Origin of the sequence: Gemmatirosa kalamazoonensis (genome assembly GCF_000522985.1) — a bacterium.
Taxonomy (GTDB): Bacteria; Gemmatimonadota; Gemmatimonadetes; order Gemmatimonadales; family Gemmatimonadaceae; genus Gemmatirosa; species Gemmatirosa kalamazoonensis.
In genome coordinates this window covers 3,891,871-3,911,558 of sequence record NZ_CP007128.1, presented here as the reverse complement: position 1 = coordinate 3,911,558, position 19,688 = coordinate 3,891,871, and the positions used below count along the sequence as shown (strand labels likewise).

The 19,688-nt window shown below is 72.3% G+C and carries 19 protein-coding genes; 4 read left to right on the top strand and 15 right to left on the bottom strand.

What is annotated here, in order from left to right; translation table 11 throughout:
• Window positions 1-145 precede the first annotated feature (145 nt).
• The 14 genes from ppdK to truA all read right to left on the bottom strand — a co-directional run bounded on the left by ppdK (window position 146) and on the right by truA (window position 14,884).
• Window positions 146-2,968 carry a pyruvate, phosphate dikinase gene (gene ppdK / locus J421_RS17015; protein ID WP_025412381.1) on the bottom strand — a complete coding sequence of 941 codons (2,823 nt, stop codon included), beginning with the start codon at window positions 2,966-2,968 and terminating at the stop codon, window positions 146-148.
• Window positions 2,892-4,274, bottom strand: coding sequence for an amidophosphoribosyltransferase (purF, locus tag J421_RS17010; RefSeq protein WP_025412380.1), 1,383 nt, complete (start codon window positions 4,272-4,274; stop codon window positions 2,892-2,894). Before purF ends, ppdK begins: the two co-directional genes overlap by 77 nt.
• A 3-nt stretch (window positions 4,275-4,277) precedes the next feature.
• A complete protein-coding gene (purL, locus tag J421_RS17005) occupies window positions 4,278-6,494 on the bottom strand; it encodes a phosphoribosylformylglycinamidine synthase subunit PurL (RefSeq protein ID WP_104023150.1) in 2,217 nt (738 codons plus the stop codon).
• 119 nt (window positions 6,495-6,613) lie between these two features.
• Window positions 6,614-6,928 (bottom strand): TFIIB-type zinc ribbon-containing protein, encoded by a 315-nt coding sequence (locus J421_RS17000; protein WP_025412378.1) that lies wholly within the window; start codon window positions 6,926-6,928, stop codon window positions 6,614-6,616.
• Window positions 6,929-6,960: 32 nt separating this feature from the next.
• Entirely contained in the window at window positions 6,961-7,653 is a 693-nt protein-coding gene (purQ, locus tag J421_RS16995) for a phosphoribosylformylglycinamidine synthase subunit PurQ (protein ID WP_025412377.1), read from the bottom strand.
• A gap of 7 nt (window positions 7,654-7,660) precedes the next feature.
• Entirely contained in the window at window positions 7,661-7,924 is a 264-nt protein-coding gene (purS, locus tag J421_RS16990) for a phosphoribosylformylglycinamidine synthase subunit PurS (protein WP_025412376.1), read from the bottom strand.
• 29 nt (window positions 7,925-7,953) lie between these two features.
• Window positions 7,954-8,928 (bottom strand): CDP-alcohol phosphatidyltransferase family protein, encoded by a 975-nt coding sequence (locus J421_RS16985; protein WP_025412375.1) that lies wholly within the window; start codon window positions 8,926-8,928, stop codon window positions 7,954-7,956.
• Window positions 8,929-8,965: 37 nt separating this feature from the next.
• A complete protein-coding gene (locus tag J421_RS16980) occupies window positions 8,966-9,613 on the bottom strand; it encodes a phosphatidylserine decarboxylase family protein (RefSeq protein WP_025412374.1) in 648 nt (215 codons plus the stop codon).
• Window positions 9,610-10,554, bottom strand: coding sequence for a phosphoribosylaminoimidazolesuccinocarboxamide synthase (locus J421_RS16975; RefSeq protein WP_025412373.1), 945 nt, complete (start codon window positions 10,552-10,554; stop codon window positions 9,610-9,612). The genes J421_RS16980 and J421_RS16975 overlap by 4 nt, the downstream gene beginning before the upstream one ends.
• Window positions 10,551-11,999, bottom strand: a complete 1,449-nt coding sequence (gene purB, locus J421_RS16970) for an adenylosuccinate lyase (protein ID WP_025412372.1) — start codon at window positions 11,997-11,999, stop codon at window positions 10,551-10,553. The genes J421_RS16975 and purB overlap by 4 nt, the downstream gene beginning before the upstream one ends.
• Complete coding sequence (locus J421_RS16965; protein ID WP_236646320.1) at window positions 11,996-12,442, bottom strand: PDZ domain-containing protein; 447 nt, start codon at window positions 12,440-12,442, stop codon at window positions 11,996-11,998. The genes purB and J421_RS16965 overlap by 4 nt, the downstream gene beginning before the upstream one ends.
• Entirely contained in the window at window positions 12,355-13,434 is a 1,080-nt protein-coding gene (locus J421_RS34000) for a S1C family serine protease (protein ID WP_148306366.1), read from the bottom strand. The genes J421_RS16965 and J421_RS34000 overlap by 88 nt, the downstream gene beginning before the upstream one ends.
• A gap of 8 nt (window positions 13,435-13,442) precedes the next feature.
• Window positions 13,443-14,114 (bottom strand): transaldolase family protein, encoded by a 672-nt coding sequence (locus J421_RS16955; protein ID WP_025412371.1) that lies wholly within the window; start codon window positions 14,112-14,114, stop codon window positions 13,443-13,445.
• Window positions 14,111-14,884 (bottom strand): tRNA pseudouridine(38-40) synthase TruA, encoded by a 774-nt coding sequence (gene truA, locus J421_RS16950; protein WP_025412370.1) that lies wholly within the window; start codon window positions 14,882-14,884, stop codon window positions 14,111-14,113. Before truA ends, J421_RS16955 begins: the two co-directional genes overlap by 4 nt.
• 120 nt (window positions 14,885-15,004) lie before the next feature.
• On the opposite strand from truA, the gene J421_RS16945 reads away from it, so the two are divergent.
• Both J421_RS16945 and trpD read left to right on the top strand, forming a co-directional pair.
• On the top strand, window positions 15,005-16,312 hold the full coding sequence (locus tag J421_RS16945; protein ID WP_148306365.1) for a GAF domain-containing protein: 1,308 nt from the start codon (window positions 15,005-15,007) through the stop codon (window positions 16,310-16,312).
• Window positions 16,313-16,322: 10 nt separating this feature from the next.
• On the top strand, window positions 16,323-17,369 hold the full coding sequence (gene trpD, locus J421_RS16940; protein WP_104022733.1) for an anthranilate phosphoribosyltransferase: 1,047 nt from the start codon (window positions 16,323-16,325) through the stop codon (window positions 17,367-17,369).
• Window positions 17,370-17,429: 60 nt separating this feature from the next.
• Here trpD and lexA read toward each other — a convergent pair whose 3' ends face one another.
• Window positions 17,430-18,038 (bottom strand): transcriptional repressor LexA, encoded by a 609-nt coding sequence (lexA, locus tag J421_RS16935; RefSeq protein WP_025412367.1) that lies wholly within the window; start codon window positions 18,036-18,038, stop codon window positions 17,430-17,432.
• Between the two features lie 142 nt (window positions 18,039-18,180).
• Between lexA and J421_RS16930 the strand changes: the two genes are divergently transcribed.
• Together J421_RS16930 and J421_RS16925 are read left to right on the top strand one after the other, a co-directional pair.
• Window positions 18,181-18,969 (top strand): indole-3-glycerol phosphate synthase TrpC, encoded by a 789-nt coding sequence (locus tag J421_RS16930; protein WP_025412366.1) that lies wholly within the window; start codon window positions 18,181-18,183, stop codon window positions 18,967-18,969.
• Window positions 18,966-19,688 (top strand): phosphoribosylanthranilate isomerase, encoded by a 723-nt coding sequence (locus J421_RS16925; protein WP_104022731.1) that lies wholly within the window; start codon window positions 18,966-18,968, stop codon window positions 19,686-19,688. The genes J421_RS16930 and J421_RS16925 overlap by 4 nt, the downstream gene beginning before the upstream one ends.

The following is a 19,688-nucleotide window of genomic DNA, read 5'->3' as shown; positions in this document are numbered from 1 at the left end:
AGTCCAGGCGCGCGCGTCGCTGGCCGACGCTGACGGCGGGCCCCGCCGTCAGGTCGATGACACGTCGCAGCGATGGTCGCGCGCGCCGTGGGTCGTCGATCATGCGCGGGCCCGGCAGATCACGCAACGCCGCGACCGCGAGGCCTCACGCCACGAGTCCCTCGTCGTCCGGCCCGCGCCGGATGCTGAGCGCCCCCGCCTCCTCGTTGTCGTCCTCACCCTGCAGTGCGGCCTGCGCTGCCGCGAGCCGCGCCACCGGTACCCGAAACGGGGAGCACGACACGTAATCGAGCCCGCTGCGGTGGAAGAAGCGCACCGACCGCGGCTCGCCCCCATGCTCGCCGCACACGCCGACCTTGAGCTTCGGCCGCGACGTGCGCCCGTCGTAGACCGCGCGGCGAATGAGCTTCCCGACGCCCTCCTGGTCCAATACCTGGAACGGGTCGTCGGCGAGGATGCCGCGCTCGATGTAGACCGGGAGGAATCGGCCCGCGTCGTCGCGCGACAGACCGAGCGTCGTCTGCGTGAGGTCGTTCGTCCCGAACGAGAAGAACTCCGCCGTGCGTGCGATCTCGTCGGCGGTGAGCGCCGCGCGCGGCAGCTCGATCATCGTGCCGACGAGGTACTCGATGTCGATCCCCATCGCGTCGAGCGTCTCGTGCGCCACGCGCCGGATGATCGCCGCCTGGTTGTCGAACTCGCGCACGGTGGCGACGAGCGGGATCATGATCTCCGGCTTCACCTCGAACCCGCGGCGCGTCGCGCGCACTGCCGCCTCGAAGATCGCCCGCGCCTGCATCTCGGTGATCTCGGGGTAGGTGATGCCGAGGCGGCACCCGCGATGGCCGAGCATCGGGTTCGACTCGCGCAGCTCGTCGACGATGCGGTTGAGCTGATCGCGCGAGAGGTTCAGCGTGCGCGCGAGCAGCTTCGACTCCTCGCCGCCGTGCGGCAGGAACTCGTGCAGCGGCGGATCGAGCAGACGAATGGTGACGGGACAGCCGTCCATCGCCTCGAAGATCCCCTCGAAGTCCGCGCGCTGCATGGGGAGCAGCTTCGTGAGCGCGCGGCGACGACCGCCCTCGTCGCGGGCGACGATCATCTCGCGCATGGCGGTGATGCGGTCACCCTCGAAGAACATGTGCTCCGTGCGACAGAGCCCGATCCCCTCGGCACCGAACGCGCGCGCGATGCGCGCGTCCTTCGGCGTGTCGGCGTTCGCGCGCACGCGCAGTCGCCGCAGCTCGTCGGCCCAGCCGAGCAGGTCGGCGAACGCGCGGTAGGCCGGCGCGCGCGACGCGTCGAGCTGCCCGCCCACCACGCGCACGATCTCGCTCGGCACGGTGGGGAGCTGCCCCGCGTACACCTTGCCGCTCGCGCCGTCGAGCGTGATCCACTCGCCCTCGTGCACGACGGTGTCCGCGGCGGTGAAGCGGCGGTGGTTCGCGTCGACGTGGATGTCCTTGCACCCGACGACCGCGCACTTGCCCATGCCGCGCGCGACGACCGCGGCGTGGCTCGTCATGCCGCCGCGCGCCGTGAGCACCGCGCGCGCCGCGACGATGCCGTGGAAGTCCTCGGGCGTCGTCTCCTCGCGCACGAGCACCACGGCCTCGCCGCGGGCCGCGCGCTGCTCGGCGATGTCGGGGTCGAAGACGGCGACGCCGCTCGCGGCGCCGGGGCTCGCGGGGAGGCCCGTCGCCACCTCGCGCGCGCGCACACCGGCGTCGATCACCGGATGCAGCAGCTGGTCGAGCTGCGACGGCACCACGCGCCTAACGGCCTCGTCGCGCGTGATCAGCCCCTCGCTCACCATGTCGTGCGCGATGCGCACCGCGGCGGCGGCGGCGCGCTTGCCGGTGCGCGTCTGGAGCAGGAACAGCTTCCCGCGCTCGACGGTGAACTCGATGTCCTGCATCTCGCGGAAGTGCGCCTCGAGGCGCCGCTGCGTCTCCAGCAGCTCCTCGTACGCGCCGGGCAGGCGCTCGGCCATCTCCTCGATGCGGAGCGGCGTGCGGATGCCGGCGACGACGTCCTCGCCCTGCGCGTTCACGAGGAACTCGCCGTAGAACGTCCGCGCGCCCGTGCTCGGGTCGCGCGTGAACGCCACGCCGGTGCCCGAGTCGTCGCCCATGTTGCCGAACACCATGGCGACCACGTTCACGGCGGTGCCGAGGTCCTCGGCGATGCCGTTCACCTTCCGGTAGTCGACGGCCTTCTTCAGCGTCCACGAGCGCCATACGGCCTCCACGGCGCCCCAGAGCTGCGTCTCGGGGTCGCTCGGGAAGTCCGCGCCAGTGGCGTTGCGCACCAGCCGCTTGTACTCGGCGACGAGCTCCCGCAGCGCGTCCTCCGACAGCTCGGCGTCGGTCTCAACGTCGTTCGTCAGGCGCTTGGCGGCGAGCAGCTGCTCGAAGCGCGACGCGGGGACGCCGAGCACGACGTCGGCGTACATCTGGATGAAGCGGCGATACGAGTCGAACGCGAAGCGCGCATTGTCGCTCGCGCGCGCGAGGCCGACGACCGTCTCGTCGTTCAGGCCCAGGTTGAGAATCGTCTCCATCATCCCGGGCATCGACACCGGCGCGCCGGAGCGCACCGACACGAGCAGCGGGCGCTCGGCGTCGCCGAATCGCTTGCCCGCGGTCTCCTCGAGCCGCCGCAGGTTGCGGGTCACTTCCTCGCGCAGGCCGTCGGGCGCGTGTCCATCGCGGAGGAACGCGATGCAGGTCTGACATGCGATCGTGAACCCGGGCGGCACGGGCACGCCGAGGTTGGTCATCTCGGCGAGGTTCGCGCCCTTGCCGCCGAGCACCGCCTTCATGTCCTTCGTGCCTTCGGCCTCCCCCGCGCCGAAGAAGTAGACGAGCCGCTCCGGCGCGTCCGTCGATTCAGCAGCCGCAGCCGAAGCGGAGCTTGTCGGGGTCTGTGGGGGGCGGGGTGGGGTAGTCCCCGGAGAAGCACGCATGACAGAAACCTTGGGGGCCCGTGGGGACGGATTCCAGCATTCCGTCGAGCGAGAGATAGCCGAGCGAGTCGACGCCGATGTGCGCGGCGATCTCGTCGACGGTGTTGTTCGCCGCGATCAGCTCCTCACGCGTGGGCGTGTCGATGCCGTAGTAGCACGGCCCGGTGACCGGCGACGAGCTCACGCGCATGTGCACTTCTCGTGCGCCGGCGGCGCGCACCATCGCGACGAGCCCCTTCGTCGTCGTGCCGCGCACGATCGAGTCGTCGACCATCACGACGCTCCGGCCGTCGAGCAGCTCGCGCACCGCGTTGTACTTCACCTTCACCTTCCAGTCGCGGTCTCCCTGCGACGGCTGGATGAACGTGCGGCCGACGTAGTGGTTGCGAATGAGCGCGAGCTCGAACGGGATCCCCGCCTCCTCCGCGAACCCCAGCGCGGCGGAGTTGGAGCTGTCGGGGACGGAGAACACGAAGTCCGCGCCCGGCGCGGGGCTCTCGCGCGCGAGCCGCCGTCCGAGCGCGCGGCGCGCCCGATCGACGCTGCCGCCGAAGATGGAGCTGTCCGGGCGCGCGAAGTACACGTGCTCGAACACGCAGCGCCGCAGCTCGCGGGGCGGGAACGGCCGCAGCGACCGCACGCCGTCGCCGTCCACGACGACGATCTCACCCGGCTCGACCTCGCGGACGTACCGCGCGCCGACGATGTCGAGCCCACACGTCTCCGACGCGAACACCACGGCGCCGTCGAGGTCTCCCATCTCCAGCGGACGCCAGCCGCGCGGGTCGCGCGCCGCGATGAGCGTGTCGCCGATCGCGACGAGCAGGCAGTACGCGCCCTCGACGCCTTCCAGCGCCTCGGCGACGCGCGCCTCGGGCGTCGGAGCGGAGGAGCGTGCGATGCGATGGACGATCACCTCGCTGTCCATCGACGACTGGAAGATGGACCCGCCTTCCTCGAGCTCGAACCGCAGCTCGGTGGCGTTCGTGAGGTTGCCGTTGTGCGCGAGCGCGATGTGGCCGCCGCGCGAGCGCGCGAGCACCGGCTGCGCGTTCTCGATGCTCGACGAGCCCGCGGTGCTGTAGCGCGTGTGCCCGATGGCGAGCGAGCCGCGGAGCGCGTGCATGTCGCTGTCGGCGAGACCATCGCTCACGAGCCCCATGCGCTTCACGCCGTGCGCGGCGCCCGCCTCGTCGACGGCGGCGATGCCCGCCGACTCCTGTCCGCGGTGCTGCAGCGAGTAGAGGCCGAGGTGAGTGAGGGCCGCCGCGCGAGGCGTGCCGCGCACGCCGAAGATGCCGCACATGCGTCAGGCTCCCGCGCTGCCCGTCTCGCCGAGCATGCTGCCCTGCGCGACGAACTCCGGTGAAGAATCCATGATCCGTGGTATGGCGCCGTGGTACGCGTCGGCGAGCGACCGCACGTCCGCGCGCAGCGCGCGATCGCCGGCGCGAATGGTGAGCCCGCGCTCCGCCGCCGTCACGCGTCCGATCTGCCGCGCGGGCACGCCATGCTCGCGCGCGATCGCGACGACGGCATCGGGTGAGCGCGTCGACACGATCACGCGTCCGTGCGTCTCGCCGAACAGGAGCGCGCGCGTCGGCAGCGAGCGCCACGCCGCGAGGTCGACGTCGGCGCCGAACGCCGTGTCGGGATCGGCCATGCAGCACTCCGCGAGCGCGACCGCGAGGCCACCGTCGCTGCAGTCGTGCGCCGACGCGACGTGGCCGGCGCCGATCGCCGCGAGCAGCGCGTCGACGAGCCTGCGCTCCGCCGCGAGGTCGACGCGCGGCGGCAGCCCCGCGACGACGCCGTGCACCCGCGCGAGGTACTCGCTACCGCCGATCTCGTCGCGCGGCTCGCCGAGCAGCACGATCGCGTCACCGTCGTCGCGGAACGTGGCGCGGGTGACGTGCGCGAGCGACTCCACGATGCCGACCATGCCGACGACCGGCGTCGGATAGACGGAGCTGATGGGGCTCTCGTTGTAGAACGACACGTTGCCGCCCGTCACCGGTGTCTCCAGCGCGCTGCACGCCTCGCCCATGCCGGCGACCGCCTCGCGGAACTGGAAGAACACTTCCGGGCGCTTCGGGCTCCCGAAGTTCAGGTTGTTCGTGATCGCGCGCGGCCGACCGCCGGCGCACGCCACGTTGCGCGCCGCCTCCACCACGGCGGCCTGGCCGCCGGTGCGTGGATCGAGGTACACGTAGCGGCCGTTGCAGTCGGTCTTCAGCGCGAGCGCGCGGTCCGTGCCGCGCAGTCGCACGACCGCCGCGTCGCCGCCCGGACCGATGACGGTGTTCGTGCGCACCATGTGGTCGTACTGCCGGTAGATCCACCGCTTGCTCGCGATCGTCGGCGACGAGAGCAGCTCGCGCAGCGTCCACGCGGGGTCCGACTCCTCGGCGCGTTCGGCGATCGTAACCACGTCGCGCTCGCGCAGCGCGCGGATCTCGTCGCTCTCGCGCGCCTCGGGGTGATACACCGGGCACTCGGTGACGAGCTTCGTGCCGGGGAACTCGGCGACGACGCGCTCGCCCTCGGTCACGCGGTACACCGGCTCGGCGATGACCTCGCCGATGACGGCGGCCGTGAGATCCCACTTCTCGAGGATGCGTACGACGTGGTGCTCCTCGCCCTTCTTCGCGACGACGAGCATGCGCTCCTGCGACTCGCTGAGCAGGATCTCGTAGGGCGTCATTCCCGTCTCGCGCTGCGGCACCTTCGTCGTGTCGATCACGACGCCGACGTCGCCGCGCGCCGCCATCTCGGCGGAGGAGCTCGTCAGGCCGGCCGCGCCCATGTCCTGGATGGCGACGATGTGGCCCGAGTGGATCAGCTCCAGCGACGCCTCGAGCAGCAGCTTCTCGGTGAACGGATCGCCGACCTGGACGCGCGGGCGCTTCGCCTCGCTCGCCTCGCTCAGCTCCTCCGACGCGAACGACGCGCCGTGGATGCCGTCGCGGCCCGTGCGCGCGCCGACGGCGAGGATCGGGTTGCCGACGCCCTGCGCGACGGCGCGCATCAGCTCGTGCTCGTGCAGCAGTCCGACGCACATCGCGTTGACGAGCGGATTGCCCTCGTACGCGGGGTCGAACATCACGTCGCCGGCGACGGTCGGGATGCCGACGCAGTTGCCGTAGTCGCCGATGCCCTTCACGACGCCGCCGAACAGCCAGCGCACGCGCGGCGAGTCGAGCGCGCCGAAGCGCAGCGAGTCGAGCATCGCGATCGGCCGCGCGCCCATCGTGAACACGTCGCGCAGGATGCCGCCGACGCCGGTCGCCGCGCCCTGGTACGGCTCGACGGCCGACGGGTGGTTGTGCGACTCGATCTTGAACGCGACCGCGAGCCCGTCACCGACGGAGATCACGCCCGCGTTCTCGCCGGGGCCCTGCAGCACCCACGGCGCCTTCGTGGGCAGCGTGCGGAGCACGGGACGCGAGTGCTTGTACGAGCAGTGCTCGTTCCACAGCGCGCTCACGACACCGAGCTCCGTGAACGTCGGCGTGCGGCCGAGCATCGCGACGAGGCGGTCGTACTCGTCCGGCGTGAGCCCGTGCTCCGCGACGAGCGCCGGCGTGATCTGCGGATCGCCGGGGCGGGGAACGGGGCCCGACGCGGCGGGCGCGAAGGGAGCGCTCACTCGTCGCGGACGCCGAAGACGTCGCGCATGAAGCGGCGGATGTTGCTCTTGTCCACCGCCTCCAGCATCTCGAGCTCTCCCTTGTCGAGCCACGTGCCGCCGCAGTCGGGGCAGACCTCGATGCGTACGTGGTGATGGAGCTGGTCCTTGAGATGCCCGCCGCAGCGGGGGCACCGCATGATGTGCGACCGGCGCTCGGCCTCTGCGCGCTCGGCATCGAGGCGCGCGCGCATCGCCTGCACCCGCTCCGCGTTCTGCCGTGCGAAGTACTCCTCTTCGTTCTTGCTGGGCTTCGGGTTGCTGGGTTGCATGATCGTGGATCGAGGTCGAGGGCGGCCCGGCGTCAGGCGCCGACGCGTGCCAGAATGGACTCGAACAGCGGGAGCCCGTCGGCGGAGCCTAACAGCGCATCGACGGCGCGCTCGGGGTGCGGCATCATGCCGAGCACGTTGCCGGCGTCGCCGACGATGCCGGCGATGGCGCGCATCGACTGGTTCGGGTTCGACGTCGCGTCGGTACCGCCGGCCGCATTGCAGTAGCGGAACACGACGCGCCCCTCGCCGTCCAGGCGGTCGAGCGCGTCGTCGTCGGCGACGTAACGCCCCTCGCCGTGCGCGACAGGGATGCGGATCACCTGTCCTTCCTCATACTCCGCCGTGAACGCCGTGTTCACGTTCTCCACGCGCAGGTGCCGCTGCTCGCACACGAACTTGAGGTTCGCGTTGCGCATCAGCGCGCCGGGAAGCAGTCCCGCCTCGCACGCGATCTGGAAGCCGTTGCAGATCGCGAGCACGGCTCCGCCGCGATCGGCGTGGGCGACGACCTCCTGCATGATCGGGCTGAAGCGCGCGATGGCTCCGGCCCGCAGGTAGTCGCCGTAGCTGAAGCCTCCGGGCAGGATCACGACGTCGCTGCCGCGGAGGTCGTGGTCCTTGTGCCACAGATACTCGGCGGTCTCGCCGAGCTGGTCGACCACGGCGTGATACGCGTCGTAGTCGCAGTTCGATCCGGGGAACGTGACGATGCCGAACTTCATGTTGACCTCACGTCGCGGCAGGAACGACCTGCTCGATCTCGAAGTCCTCGGTGACCGGATTCGCGAGGAGCCGCTCGCACATCTCGCGCGCGGCACGTCCGGCCCCCTCGGGGTCGGCGGCGCGCGTCTCGAGCACGATGTGGCGGCCGACGCGCACGTCGGTGACGGCGTCGAAGCCGAGCGCGTGCAGCGCGCCGGCGACGGCCTGCCCCTGCGGGTCGAGGATGCCCTTGCGGGGAACGACGCGGATCTCGACGCGATATGCGGTCATGCCCGGGTGACGGGTTGAGTGCCTAACGATCATTCGTCCGGACTGCTGGAGCCCTGGCCGGGCGTGCCCGGAGTGCCCGGCGTGCCCGGGCGGCGGTGACGGCGGCGGCGACGGCGTCGGGCCAGCGAGCCATCGTCGCGCAAGATCTCGTCGCCGTTCTCTTCGGCGACCGCGCGGCTCGCGACCGGCGTCATGCCGTAGGACTCCAGTGGATCGACGTAGTCCGTCGCGCGCCGTCGCGGCTCGCCGCCGCCGGGGAACTCGAACAGCGCGAGCGCCAGCGCGCGCAGCAGCCCGTACGAAACGTATCCGACGCCGAACAGGAAGAAGAAGTACTTCGTGAAGAGAATCGCCGCCGTCACGATGCCGATGACGCCGAGCAGTCCGGCCACCGCGCGCCACGAGCGCACGCCCACCTTCGGCCACGCCGGGTAGGGCACCGTGCTGCTCATCATCGAGGCGAGTAGCAGCATCAGGATCGGCATGATCTCCTTCCACGGGAGATCGATGATGCGCGTGTCCTGATACAGGCTGGTCTGCGTGAACCAGTAGTACGTGGCGAGCGTGCCGCCCGCCGCGGGGCTCGGCAGGCCGATGAAGTACGCCTTCGAGGCGCCGGCCTGCGTCACGTTGAAGCGCGCGAGCCGGAACACCGCCGCCGCCGTGTAGATGAACACGGGCCCCCAGCCGCCCCAGCCCGTCTGCGGCAGCACCGCGTAGTACACGATCATCGCCGGCGCGAGGCCGAACGAGATCGCGTCGACGAGCGAGTCGAGCTGCTCGCCGAGCTCGGAGCCCGTGCGCGTCGCCCGCGCCACCGCGCCGTCGAACAGATCCGCGACGCCGCCGAACACGATGCAGCGCACGGCCGTCTCGAAGTTGCCGTGCGACGCGCTGATGATGGCGTAGATGCCGAAGCCGAGGTTCGCGAGCGTGAACCCGTTCGGCAGCCAGGGGCCGGGGGCGGGGCGGCGGAGCGCGGGGCGGCGGAGTCTCGGCGTCATCGCCCGGCGTCCGGCTGCGGGTCGCGCGCCGCCACCCTCATCGTGGCAGCTCGGCGATGACGGTGGTGCCCGCGCTCGTCAGCTCGCCGAGCTTCGTGCGCAGCGTGGACCCGACGGGGACGAACACGTCGACGCGCGAGCCGAACCGGATGAGCCCCATGCGCTCGCCCTGCGTGACCGCATCGCCCTCGCGGCTGTACGTGATGATGCGGCGTGCGATGAGCCCCGCGATCTGTCGCACGAGAACGCGATAGCGTCCCGTGTCGATGCCGACCGACGTCTGCTCGTTCTCCGCGCTCGACGCCTCGCTCACGGCGTTCAGGAACTTCCCGGGCGCGTACTTCACGTGCCGCACGACGCCGCTCACCGGATATCGGTTCACGTGCACGCTGAACACGTTCATGAAGATCGACACGCGCATCGCGCGGCCGCCGACGAACGTCGGCTCGTCGATCTCGGTGATGAGCACGACCTTGCCGTCGGCCGGCGCGACGACGAGGTGCTCGCCACGGTCGCCGCTGCGCTCGGGGTCGCGGAAGAAGTACGCGACCCAGCCGGCGATGACGGCGATCAGGACGGCGACGATCCACCACGCGCCGCCCATCCGCACGGCCGCGCCGAGCGCGAGAAGCGCGAGGATGGCGCTGCCGACGATGAACGGGATCCCTTCCTTCGCGTATCTCACGTCGCAGCAGTCGGGGCAGCGGTGGGTACGTCCAGCTCGGTGCCGGTGATGCGGCGGTACGCCTCAAGATAGCGGAGGCTGGTCGCGTTCACGACCTCCGGCGGCAGGGTCGGTGGGGGCGCCTCGCCGTTCCAGCGGCCGGCGCGTCGCTCGGCGTCGAGCCAGTCGCGCAGCGGCTGCTTGTCGAAGCTCGGCTGCGTGCGGCCGGGCTCGTACGCGTCGGCGGGCCAGAACCGCGAGCTGTCGGGCGTCAGCACCTCGTCGACGAGGATGATGCGGCCGTCGCGCAGCCCGAACTCGAACTTCGTGTCCGCGATGATGATCCCGCGCCCGGCGGCGAGCGCGCGGCCACGCTCGTAGACCGTGCGCGACAGGCGCTCGAGGTCGCGCGCCGCCTCGACGCCGACGATCTCGCCCATGCGGCCGATCGTGATGTTCTCGTCGTGCCCCGTCTCGGCCTTCGTCGCGGGGCTGAAGATCGGCGGGTCGAGGCGGTCGCTCTCGCGGAGACCGGCGCGCAGCCGCTCGCCGGCGAGCGTGCCGTGCGCGCGGTACTCCTTCCACGCCGACCCCGAGATGTAGCCGCGCACCACGCACTCCACGGGGAACACGTCGGCGCGGCGGCAGAGCATCGCGCGGCCGTGGAGCGCGTCGACGTGCGGCGCCAGCGCGGGGACCGCGGCCGCGATCTCGTCGGCGTTCGCGCTCAGCATGTGGTGCTCGACCTCCGGCTCCAGATGCCGGAGCCACCACGCGGTGAGCTGCGTGAGCACGGCGCCCTTGTGCGGCACCGGCTCGGCCATCACGACGTCGAACGCGCTCACCCGATCGGTCGCGACGACGAGCAGGCGGTCGGCGTCTACGGTGTATACGTCGCGGACCTTGCCGCGGCGGGCGAGGGTGAGCGGCAGCGCGGTAGTGCTGATCGCGGGCGCCGTCATACCCGCACCTCCTCGCGCGCGGCGTCGCCGAGGGCGTGCGCCGCGAGCACGGGCCCCACCTCCTCGGCGAGGAACTCGTCGACCTGGCGCGGCGCGCGGCCGACGAAGCGCGCCGGGTCGAGCGTGAGGCGCAGATCGTCCAGCGACACGCCGAGCGCGGCGAAGCCCGCGTCGCCGGCGAGGCGCTCGAGGAGGTCGTTGCGTGGCGCGCCGTCCTTCACGGCCCGCGCGGCCTCCACGCTGTGCCCGCGGATCACCTCGTGGATCGCCTGGCGGTCGCCGCCCGCGCGGACGGCGCGCACGATGATCTCCTCGGTCGCCATGAACGGCAGCTCGTCGTCCACGCGGCGCCGGATGCGCGCGGGATGCACCTCGAGCCCGGCGGCGACGTTCGTCAGGAGCACGAGGATGGCATCGGCGGCGAGGAACGACTCGGGGATGGCGAGGCGGCGGTTCGCGGAGTCGTCGAGCGTGCGCTCGAAGAACTGCACCGCGTGCGTCTGGTTCGCGTTAGGCTCCAGGCTCTGCACGAAACGCGCGAGCGCGTTGATGCGCTCCGCGCGCATCGGGTTGCGCTTGTACGCCATGGCCGAGGAGCCGATCTGCTCCTTCTCGAACGGCTCCTCGATCTCGCCGAACGCCTGCAGCACGCGCATGTCGCTCGCGAACTTCGCCGCGCTCGCGGCGATCCCGCTCACGACGTCGAGCACCTGGGCGTCGAGCTTGCGCGTGTACGTCTGACCCGTCACCGGCAGCGAGGTCGCGAACTCCATCTTCGCCGTCACGCGCCGATCGAGCTCGCGCACCTTCTCGTGGTCGCCGTCGAAGATGGCGAGGAACGACGCCTGTGTGCCGGTGGTGCCCTTCACGCCGCGGAACGGCAGCGTCGACATGCGATGGTCGACGTCGCGCAGATCGAGCAGCAGATCCTGCATCCACAGCGTCGCCCGCTTGCCGACCGTGGTGAGCTGCGCCGGCTGGATGTGCGTGTAGCCGAGCGTCGGGAGGTCGCGCCACTCGCGCGCGAAATCGGCCAGGGCGCGCAGCGCGGCGACGATCTTGTCGCGCAGCAGCCCGAGGCCGCGGCGCATCTGGATCAGGTCACCGTTGTCGGTGACGTACGCGCTCGTCGCGCCGAGGTGGATGTACGGTCGCGCCGTCGGCGCCACGTCGCCGAACGCGTGCACGTGCGCCATCACGTCGTGCCGGAAGCGGCGCTCGTACGCGGCGACGGCGGCGAAGTCGATGTCGTCGACGTGCGCGCGCATCTCGTCGAGCGCGCCCTCGGGAATCGGCACGCCGAGCTCGCGCTCCGCTTCCGCCAGCGCGAGCCACAGGCGGCGCCACAGGCCATGCCGCACCTGCGGCGACCACAGCTCCAGCATCGCTCGCGAGGCGTAGCGCTCGGCGAGCGGGGATGAGTACGTGAGATGTCGTTCGGTCACCTGATCAGGACGTCGGTGAAGGCGAGCTGTCCACCGCGCTCGAAGAAGAGGCGGATCGGTCCGCGCCCCGCGTAGTAGTCGATCGCGCGCGCCACGTCGTCGGCCGTCGCGACCCCGGTGCGATTCACCTGCACGATGACGTCGCCCGGCTGCAGCCCGAGCTCCTCGGACACGCGCTGGCTCGCCTGGTACACGAGGGCGCCCGCCTGCGAGCGGATGCTGCGCTCGGCCCGGATGGCCGGCGTGAGCGAGACGAGCTGCAGCTCGCGCAGCACCGTCACCTTCGGCGCGCTCACCTCCGGCAGGTCGCCGATGCGCACCGTGAGCGTGCGCTGGGCGGCGCCGCGGCGCACGATCACCGGCACGTCCTGACCGACCCGCAGATCGAGCAGCGCGGCCTCCCAGTCGAACGGGTTGCGCACGACGCGGTTGCCGACGCGCACGAGCACGTCGCCGGCCTGGATGCCGGCGAGCGCGGCGGGCGACCCGGGGTCACCGCGCGCACCACCGCGTCGGCGGCGACGACGTCGAGGGCGCTCGTCGCCGAGCGCGGCGCGCTGAGCGACACGCCGACCCACGGGCGCCTAACGACGCCGTGCGCGAGCAGATCCTCGGCGACGCGCCGCGCGCGGTTGATGGGGATCGCGAAGCCGAGTCCCACCGAGCCGCCGCTCGGCGAGTAGATCGAGCTGTTGACGCCGATCACCTCGCCGTCCGCGTTCACGAGCGGGCCGCCCGAGTTGCCGGGATTGATCGCGGCATCCGTCTGGATCATGTCGAGGTAGAGCCCACCGCCCTCGACCTGGCCGACGAGGTTGCGCCCCGTCGCGCTGATGACGCCTGCCGTCACGCTCGGCTCGCTGTTGCCGAGCACGAAGCCGAACGGGTTGCCGATCGCGATCGCCCACTCGCCGATGAGCAGGTTGTCCGACGTGCCTAACGGCGCGACGGGAAGCCCCTTCGCGTCGACCTTCAGCACCGCGAGGTCGTTCGTCTCGTCGGAGCCGACGACGCGCGCGGTGAGGCGCTTGCCGTCGCGCATCGCGACCATGACCTGCGTCGCGCCGGTGATGACGTGCGCGTTGGTCACGATCACGCCGTCGTCGCGCACGATGAAGCCGGTGCCGAGCCCCGCGCGGCGCTGCTCGCCGCTGCCGCCGCGCCCGAAGAAGTAGTCGAACGGATCGATCGGCGTGCGCTCCACCGTCTCGGTCTGCACCGTGACGACGGCGGGCGCGACGCGCTCCACGGCCGTGACGATCGCCGTGCGGCGGCTCGCCGGCACCGTCGTCGACGCGCTCGGCTCGGGGAGCCGCTGCGACGACGACGACGACGGCGCGGGCAGGGTCTGCGCCGCGGAGTCGGACGGCGCGCCTCCCTGGCAGCCGACGACGACGAGCATCGCCAGCGCGGCGGGCGGACGGACCGTGCGCATGACGAGGCTCACACCGGCGCGATGCGCGGCTTCGGGCGCGTCGCGAGCTCCTTCAGGAAGCGATCGACGCCGCGGTCGGTGAGCGGATGCACGAGCAGGCTGCGCAGGTTCTCGACGTCCACCGTGACCGCGTCGGCGCCGGCGAGCCCGCACGCGATGAACTCCGCCGAGCCGCGCGGATAGGCGGCGACGAGATCGCACTCCGCGCCCGCGCGGTCGAACAGCCGCCGCGACTCCTGCACCACCACGATGCTGTCGGTTCCGAGCTCGTGGAGCTGGTCCACCGCGATGGTGACCGACGACGCGCCCGACTTCGCGGCGAGCAGCGCCTGCGCCGCGTTGAACGCGAGCGTCGCCGCGACGCGCACGCCCTCGCTCGCAAGCCGGCGGATCGCCACCACGGCGTCGTCGACGAGCGGCACCTCGACGACGATGGAGTCGGCGACCTTCGCCAGCTCGCGGCCGTCGCGATACATGTCGTTCGGGTCGACTGCGGCGACGCTCGCGTGCACCGGAAGCAGTCCGACCTGCCGACAGATCTCGGCCAGCAGCTCGCGCGGATCCGCGCCCGAGCGCTCGTTCGCGAGCAGCGACGGCGACGTCACGATCCCGTCGGCGAGCCCGTGGTCCGCGGCCCATCGGATGTCGGCGGGCGAGGCGGACGCGAGAAGGATTCTCATGCGGTCGGAAGGTAGAGGTCAGCGGGGTAGCGTACCCCGTCGAGAAAGAGCGCGTGCGGCGGAGCCGGCGCTGAAACCTCGCTATTGTCGGCGGCGACGAGCAAGCGCGCCACGTCGCCGGGATCGCGTCGGCCGGACGCGACGTCGAGCATCGTGCCGACGAGGAAGCGCACCATGTGATGGAGAAACCGGTTCGCCTCGACCACGAACACGAGCCCGCCCGGCCGGTCCCGCCACGACGCCTCGGTCACGATGCACCGGTGCGGGTCGTCGGCCGGCGCGGTGCCCTTCACGGCGAACGCGCGAAAGCAGTGGTCGCCGACGAGCGCGGCCGCGGCGGCGTCGAGCAGCTCGCGCGCGAGCGGACGCCTGAACGCGAGCTCGCGTCCGCGGCGAAAGGGGGACATCGCCTCCTCGTCGGTGCCGACGACGTAGGAGTAGCGGCGCGCGACGGCGCGGAACCGCGCGTGGAACTCGGGACGCATCTCGTGCGCGTCGGCCACCCACACGTCCGCCGGCAGCACGGCGTTCATCGCGCGACGCAGCGCGGCGGGCGTCCATCGCTCGGCCACGCGCACTCCGGCGGCCTGTCCGCGGGCGTGCACCCCGGCATCGGTGCGTCCGGCGCCGACGACCGGCACGTGCGTGGCGCAGATTCGCTCCAGCGCCGCCTCGAGCTCGCCCTGCACGGTGCGGGCGTCGGCCTGCCGCTGCCACCCGGCGAACCGGGCACCGTCGTAGTGGAGCACCAGCTGAACCGTGCGCGACATTGGCGGGAAGCTAGCCGGCGTGACGCGGGACACAAAGCGGCTCCGCTGCGCACGACGACGCGCTGCGGCCGCGCTCGGCTGATTGACCGAGGCCACCCGCCCCGGCACATTTCGCGGCAGATGCCGCCACGCACGCTCGCCTCGCTCGCCCACGCTCTTGGCGCCGCACCCGACGTGGGCGCGGCGCTCGTCGCGCTGTCGGAGGCGCTCGCGGAGCTCGACCGCGGCGCGAGCGTCGCGCTGCTGACCTACGACGAGCGGCGCGGGCTGCTGGCCGAGCGCCTGCTCCCGCTGGGCGGCCACACCGACCGCGCGCCGCTCGACGCGAGCATGGAGCACCTGCCGACGCAGCTCCGACTCGGCATCATGAGCGGCGGCCGCTTCGTCGACCTCGCCGACCGCTCCTCGGAGGTGTCGCGGCTGTTCACGCTGACGCTGCCGGCGGAGGGAACGCTGTCGCTGCGCGGCGTGCGCGTGGAGGGCTACCTCCCGGCGGTGCTCGCGCTCACCGAGCCGCGCAAGATCTTCGGCGCGCGGGTGCTCGACCGCTTCGCGCCCGCCGTGTCGCTGTTCGAGCTGGCGTTCGCGCGGCTGTGGGAGCGCGAGGCGCGCGAGGAGGCCGTGCACACGCTCGAGGAGGTCACGCAGCGCGTGCACGCCGAGTACGTGCGCAAGCTCGGTGCGCTGGAGCGGCAGCTCGCCGACGTGCGCGCGACGCCCGCCGTGGGCATGCCCGCGATCGCGCCGCCGCCCGTCGCGATGGAGATGGCGGCGACGCAGCAGGCGGAGGCGGTCCGGCGCGCGGAGCGGCGCGCGGAGATGCTGGAGCAGCAGATCTCCAGCTCCGCCGCGCAGCTGGAGCAGACGCAGCTCGAGCTGCACCGCCGCGGCGAGACGCTGCGCCAGACGAGCCGCACGCTGTACCTCATCGACCGCGTGCTGTCGCTCGACGCGGCGGCGAACGACCCGCGCCAGCTCGTCGACGGGCTGCTCGCGCTCGTCGGCGACGACATGCAGGCGCAGCGCTGCTCGCTGATGCTGCGCGCGCCGGAGCCGAACCACCTGTACCTCGCCGCCGCGCGCGGCATCGCGCCGCACGTCATGGACGGCGCACGCGTGCGGTTCGGCGAGGGCGTCGCGGGTCGCGTGGCGCAGAGCAGGGTGCCGCTGCTCGTGCGCGACGTGCGCGACGCGGGCACGCACCCGCTGCTCCACGATCAGTACTTCACGACCGGGAGCTTCATCAGCTTCCCGCTCGTCTACCACGGGGAGCTCGTGGGCGTCGTGAACCTCACGAACAAGGCGAACGCCTCCGCGTACACCGACGAGGACGTGGAGCGCGTGCGGCTGCTGGGGCTCGTCATCGCGCTCATCGCCACGCACGCGCAGCTGCCGGAGCGGCTGCTCGACGTGATCGCGGTCGCATGAGCGAGCGCGCATGAGCGGCCCGGCCCCCGACGCGCTGCGTGACGCGCTCCGTCTGCTCGCCGCCGGACAACCGTTAGGCGGGGACGCCGTCACCGCGGCGTTCGACGTCGTGATGCGCGGCGAGGCGACGCCGGCGCAGATCGCGGGGCTGCTGATCGCCCTGCGCGTGCGCGGCGAGAGCGGCGAGGTGGTCGCCGCGGTCGTGCGCGCGATGCGCAGCGTGATGGTGCCGCTGCCGGTCGACGACCCGGACGCGCTCGTCGACACGTGCGGCACCGGCGGCGGCACGGTGCAGACGTTCAACATCTCCACCGCCGCGGCGCTGCTGGCCGCCGGCGCCGGCGCCCGGGTGGCGAAGCACGGCAACCGGTCGAACACGACGCGGTCCGGAAGCGCCGACGTGCTGGAGGCCCTCGGGGTGCCGATCGACTGCCCGCCGGAGCGCATGCGCCGCGTGCTCGACCAGGCAGGCATCGTGTTCATGTTCGCTCCGGCCATGCACCCCGCGATGCGCCACGTCGGTCCGGTGCGGCGCGAGCTCGCCATTCCCACGGTGATGAACATGGTCGGCCCGCTCGCGAACCCGGCGTCGGCGGGGCGGCAGGTGGTGGGCGTGGCCGAGGTCGGCCGCCTGCCGCTGATGGCCGGCGCGCTGGCCTCGTTAGGCAGCGTGCACGCGATGGTCGTCTACGGCGAGCCTGGCCTCGACGAGATCTCGCCGCTCGGCCCGACGCGCGTGCTCGAGGTGCGCCGTGGCCGCGCGACGCCCGAGGCGTGGACGATCGACCCGGCGGAGCACGGCTTCGCCGGCGTGCGCGAGTCCGACCTCGCCGGCGGCAGCCCGGAGGAGAACGCGGGCGTGATCCTCGAGGTGCTCGCCGGCGGCGGACCGGCGGGCGCGCAGGCGGCGGTGGTTCTCAACGCCGCCGCCGCGCTCTACGTGGCCGGGATCGCCGACAGCTACGCGGACGGGATCGGCGCGGCGAGGCGCGCGCTGGAGCGTGGCGACGGGCTCCGCGCGCTCGATCGGATGCGAGCGGCGTACGGCGACGCCTGATCCGAAAACACGACGGGCGCCCCGAAGCGGGGCGCCCCGAATACGTCGACGCGTGGTCGGTCAGTAGCGGCGGAGCACGCCGACGACGACACCCTCGATCGTGATGTCGTTCTCCGAGACGTAGATCGGCTCCATCGTCTCGTTCGCCGGCTGGAGGCGGATGCGGCCGTCCTTCTCGCGGTAGAACTTCTTCACCGTGGCCGAGGTGCCGCTCGTCATCGCGATGACCATCTCGCCGTTGTCGGCGTTGTGGCGCTCGTTCACGATGACGAAGTCGCCGTCGGAGATGTGCGCGTCGATCATCGAGTTGCCGCGCACCTTCAGGACGTAGTGGCTGCCCGACTTGCGGAGGAACGACTCGGGCACCGCGAGCGTCTCGCCGGAGGCGACGGCCTCGATCGGCATGCCGGCCGCGACGGCGCCGAGCAGCGGCAGCTCGACTGCGCGGGGGAACGTGTCCGAGGGCAGGATCTCGATCGCGCGGCTCTCGTTGTAGCTGCGCTTGATGTAGCCCTTCCGTTCCAGGTTGGTCAGATGTTCGTGAACGGTCGCCAGAGAGTTATAGTTGAACGTCTCGGCGATCTCCTCGAAGCTCGGCGCGTAGCCGTTGCGCTCGGAGTAGCTGCCGAGGTACGTCAGGATCTCGCGCTGGCGCTTGGTGAGCGGCATGGGATTCCTCGATCCGGTGGGGTACGTTCGGCGCGGACGCGCGATCGGACGTTGCCCGAACATCTGCCGAATTCACGTTAGCCGAACAGCGGCCGAAGTGCAAGATTTTTCCCACTGGACGCCCCCCACCGGCACCCTGGGCATGCTCGTCGACGAGGCCGAGCGCCGCGGCCGGGCGCTCGAGCCCCGAGCGGGTGAGCTCGAGCGGCTCGCCGCCGACGCGCCCCTCGTCCCGTCGTTCGCCCGTGCGCTGCGACGCGCGTCGGTCGGCGTGATCGCCGAGATCAAGCGCCGCTCGCCGTCGAAGGGCGACATCGCCCCGGGCCTCTCCGCCGCCGACCAGGCGCGCGCCTACGCCGCCGGCGGGGCCGCCGCGCTCTCGGTGCTCACCGAGCCGACGCGCTTCGGGGGCAGCGAGGCGGACCTGCGCGACGCCCGCGACGCGGTGTCCGTTCCGCTGCTGAAGAAGGACTTCCACGTCGCCCCGGCGCAGGTGATCGAGGCCCGCGTCCTCGGCGCGAGCGCGCTGCTGCTCATCGCCCGCGCGCTGCGCCCGACCCAGCTTCGCGCGCTCGCCGCGCTCGCCGCCGACGTCGGCCTCGACGTGCTCGTCGAGGTGCGCGACGAGCGCGAGCTGGAGACGGCGCTGTCGACCGAGGCGGCAGTAATCGGCGTCAACAACCGGAACCTCGAGACGCTCGCCATCGACCTCGCGACCGGCGAGCGGCTGGTGCCGCTGATCCCGCCCGACCGCGTCGCGGTGTTCGAGAGCGGTGTGAGCACGTCGGCCGAGGTCGAGCGCGCCGCGGCGGCCGGTGCCGACGCCGTGCTCGTCGGCTCCAGCGTCTCCGCGTCCGCCGATCCGACCGCCGCGGTGCGCGCGCTCGCCTCCGTCGCACGCGTCGGCCGACGCGCGTCGGTGGCGGCATGATCGGGCGCCCGGTGGAGCGGCGCGGCCCGGCCGTGAAGTTCTGCGGCCTCACCCGCCTGCAGGACGCGGCGGAAGGCGCGCGACTCGGCGCACGGTACCTCGGCGCGATCTTCGCCGGCGGGCCGCGACTCGTCAGCTCCGCGAGCGCCGCGCAGATCTTCTCGGCCGGCCGCGCGGCGGCGGCGCTGTCGTGGCAGTCGGTGCCGCGGTGCGTCGGCGTCATGGGCACGCAGTCGCCGTCGGAGATCGCGGAGCTGGCGGGCGAGGCGAGCCTCGACGCGGTGCAGCTTCACGCCGACCCGACGCCGGAGCACGTGCAGCGCGTGCGCGAGGCGACGGGGCGCGAGGTGTGGGCGGTGCTCCGCGTGGAGGGCGCCGCGCTGCCGCCTAACGCGGCCGAGCTGTTCGCCGCCGCCGATGCGGTGGTGCTCGACGCGAAGGTCAACGGAAAGCTCGGCGGCACGGGCGTGGCGCTGGACTGGCTCGCGCTGCACGACGCGGCCGCTGCGGTACGTGGCGCGACGCGGCTCGTGCTCGCGGGCGGGCTCACGCCGGGGAACGTCACGCGTGCCGCCGAGGCGATGCACCCCGACGTCGTCGACGTGTCGTCGGGGGTGGAAGAGGCGCCGGGGCAGAAGGACCACGCGCTCATGCGCGCGTTCGCACAGGGCGCCGCGGCGGTCGCGCCGCGCACGCAGCCCGGTACACCATCTCAGTGA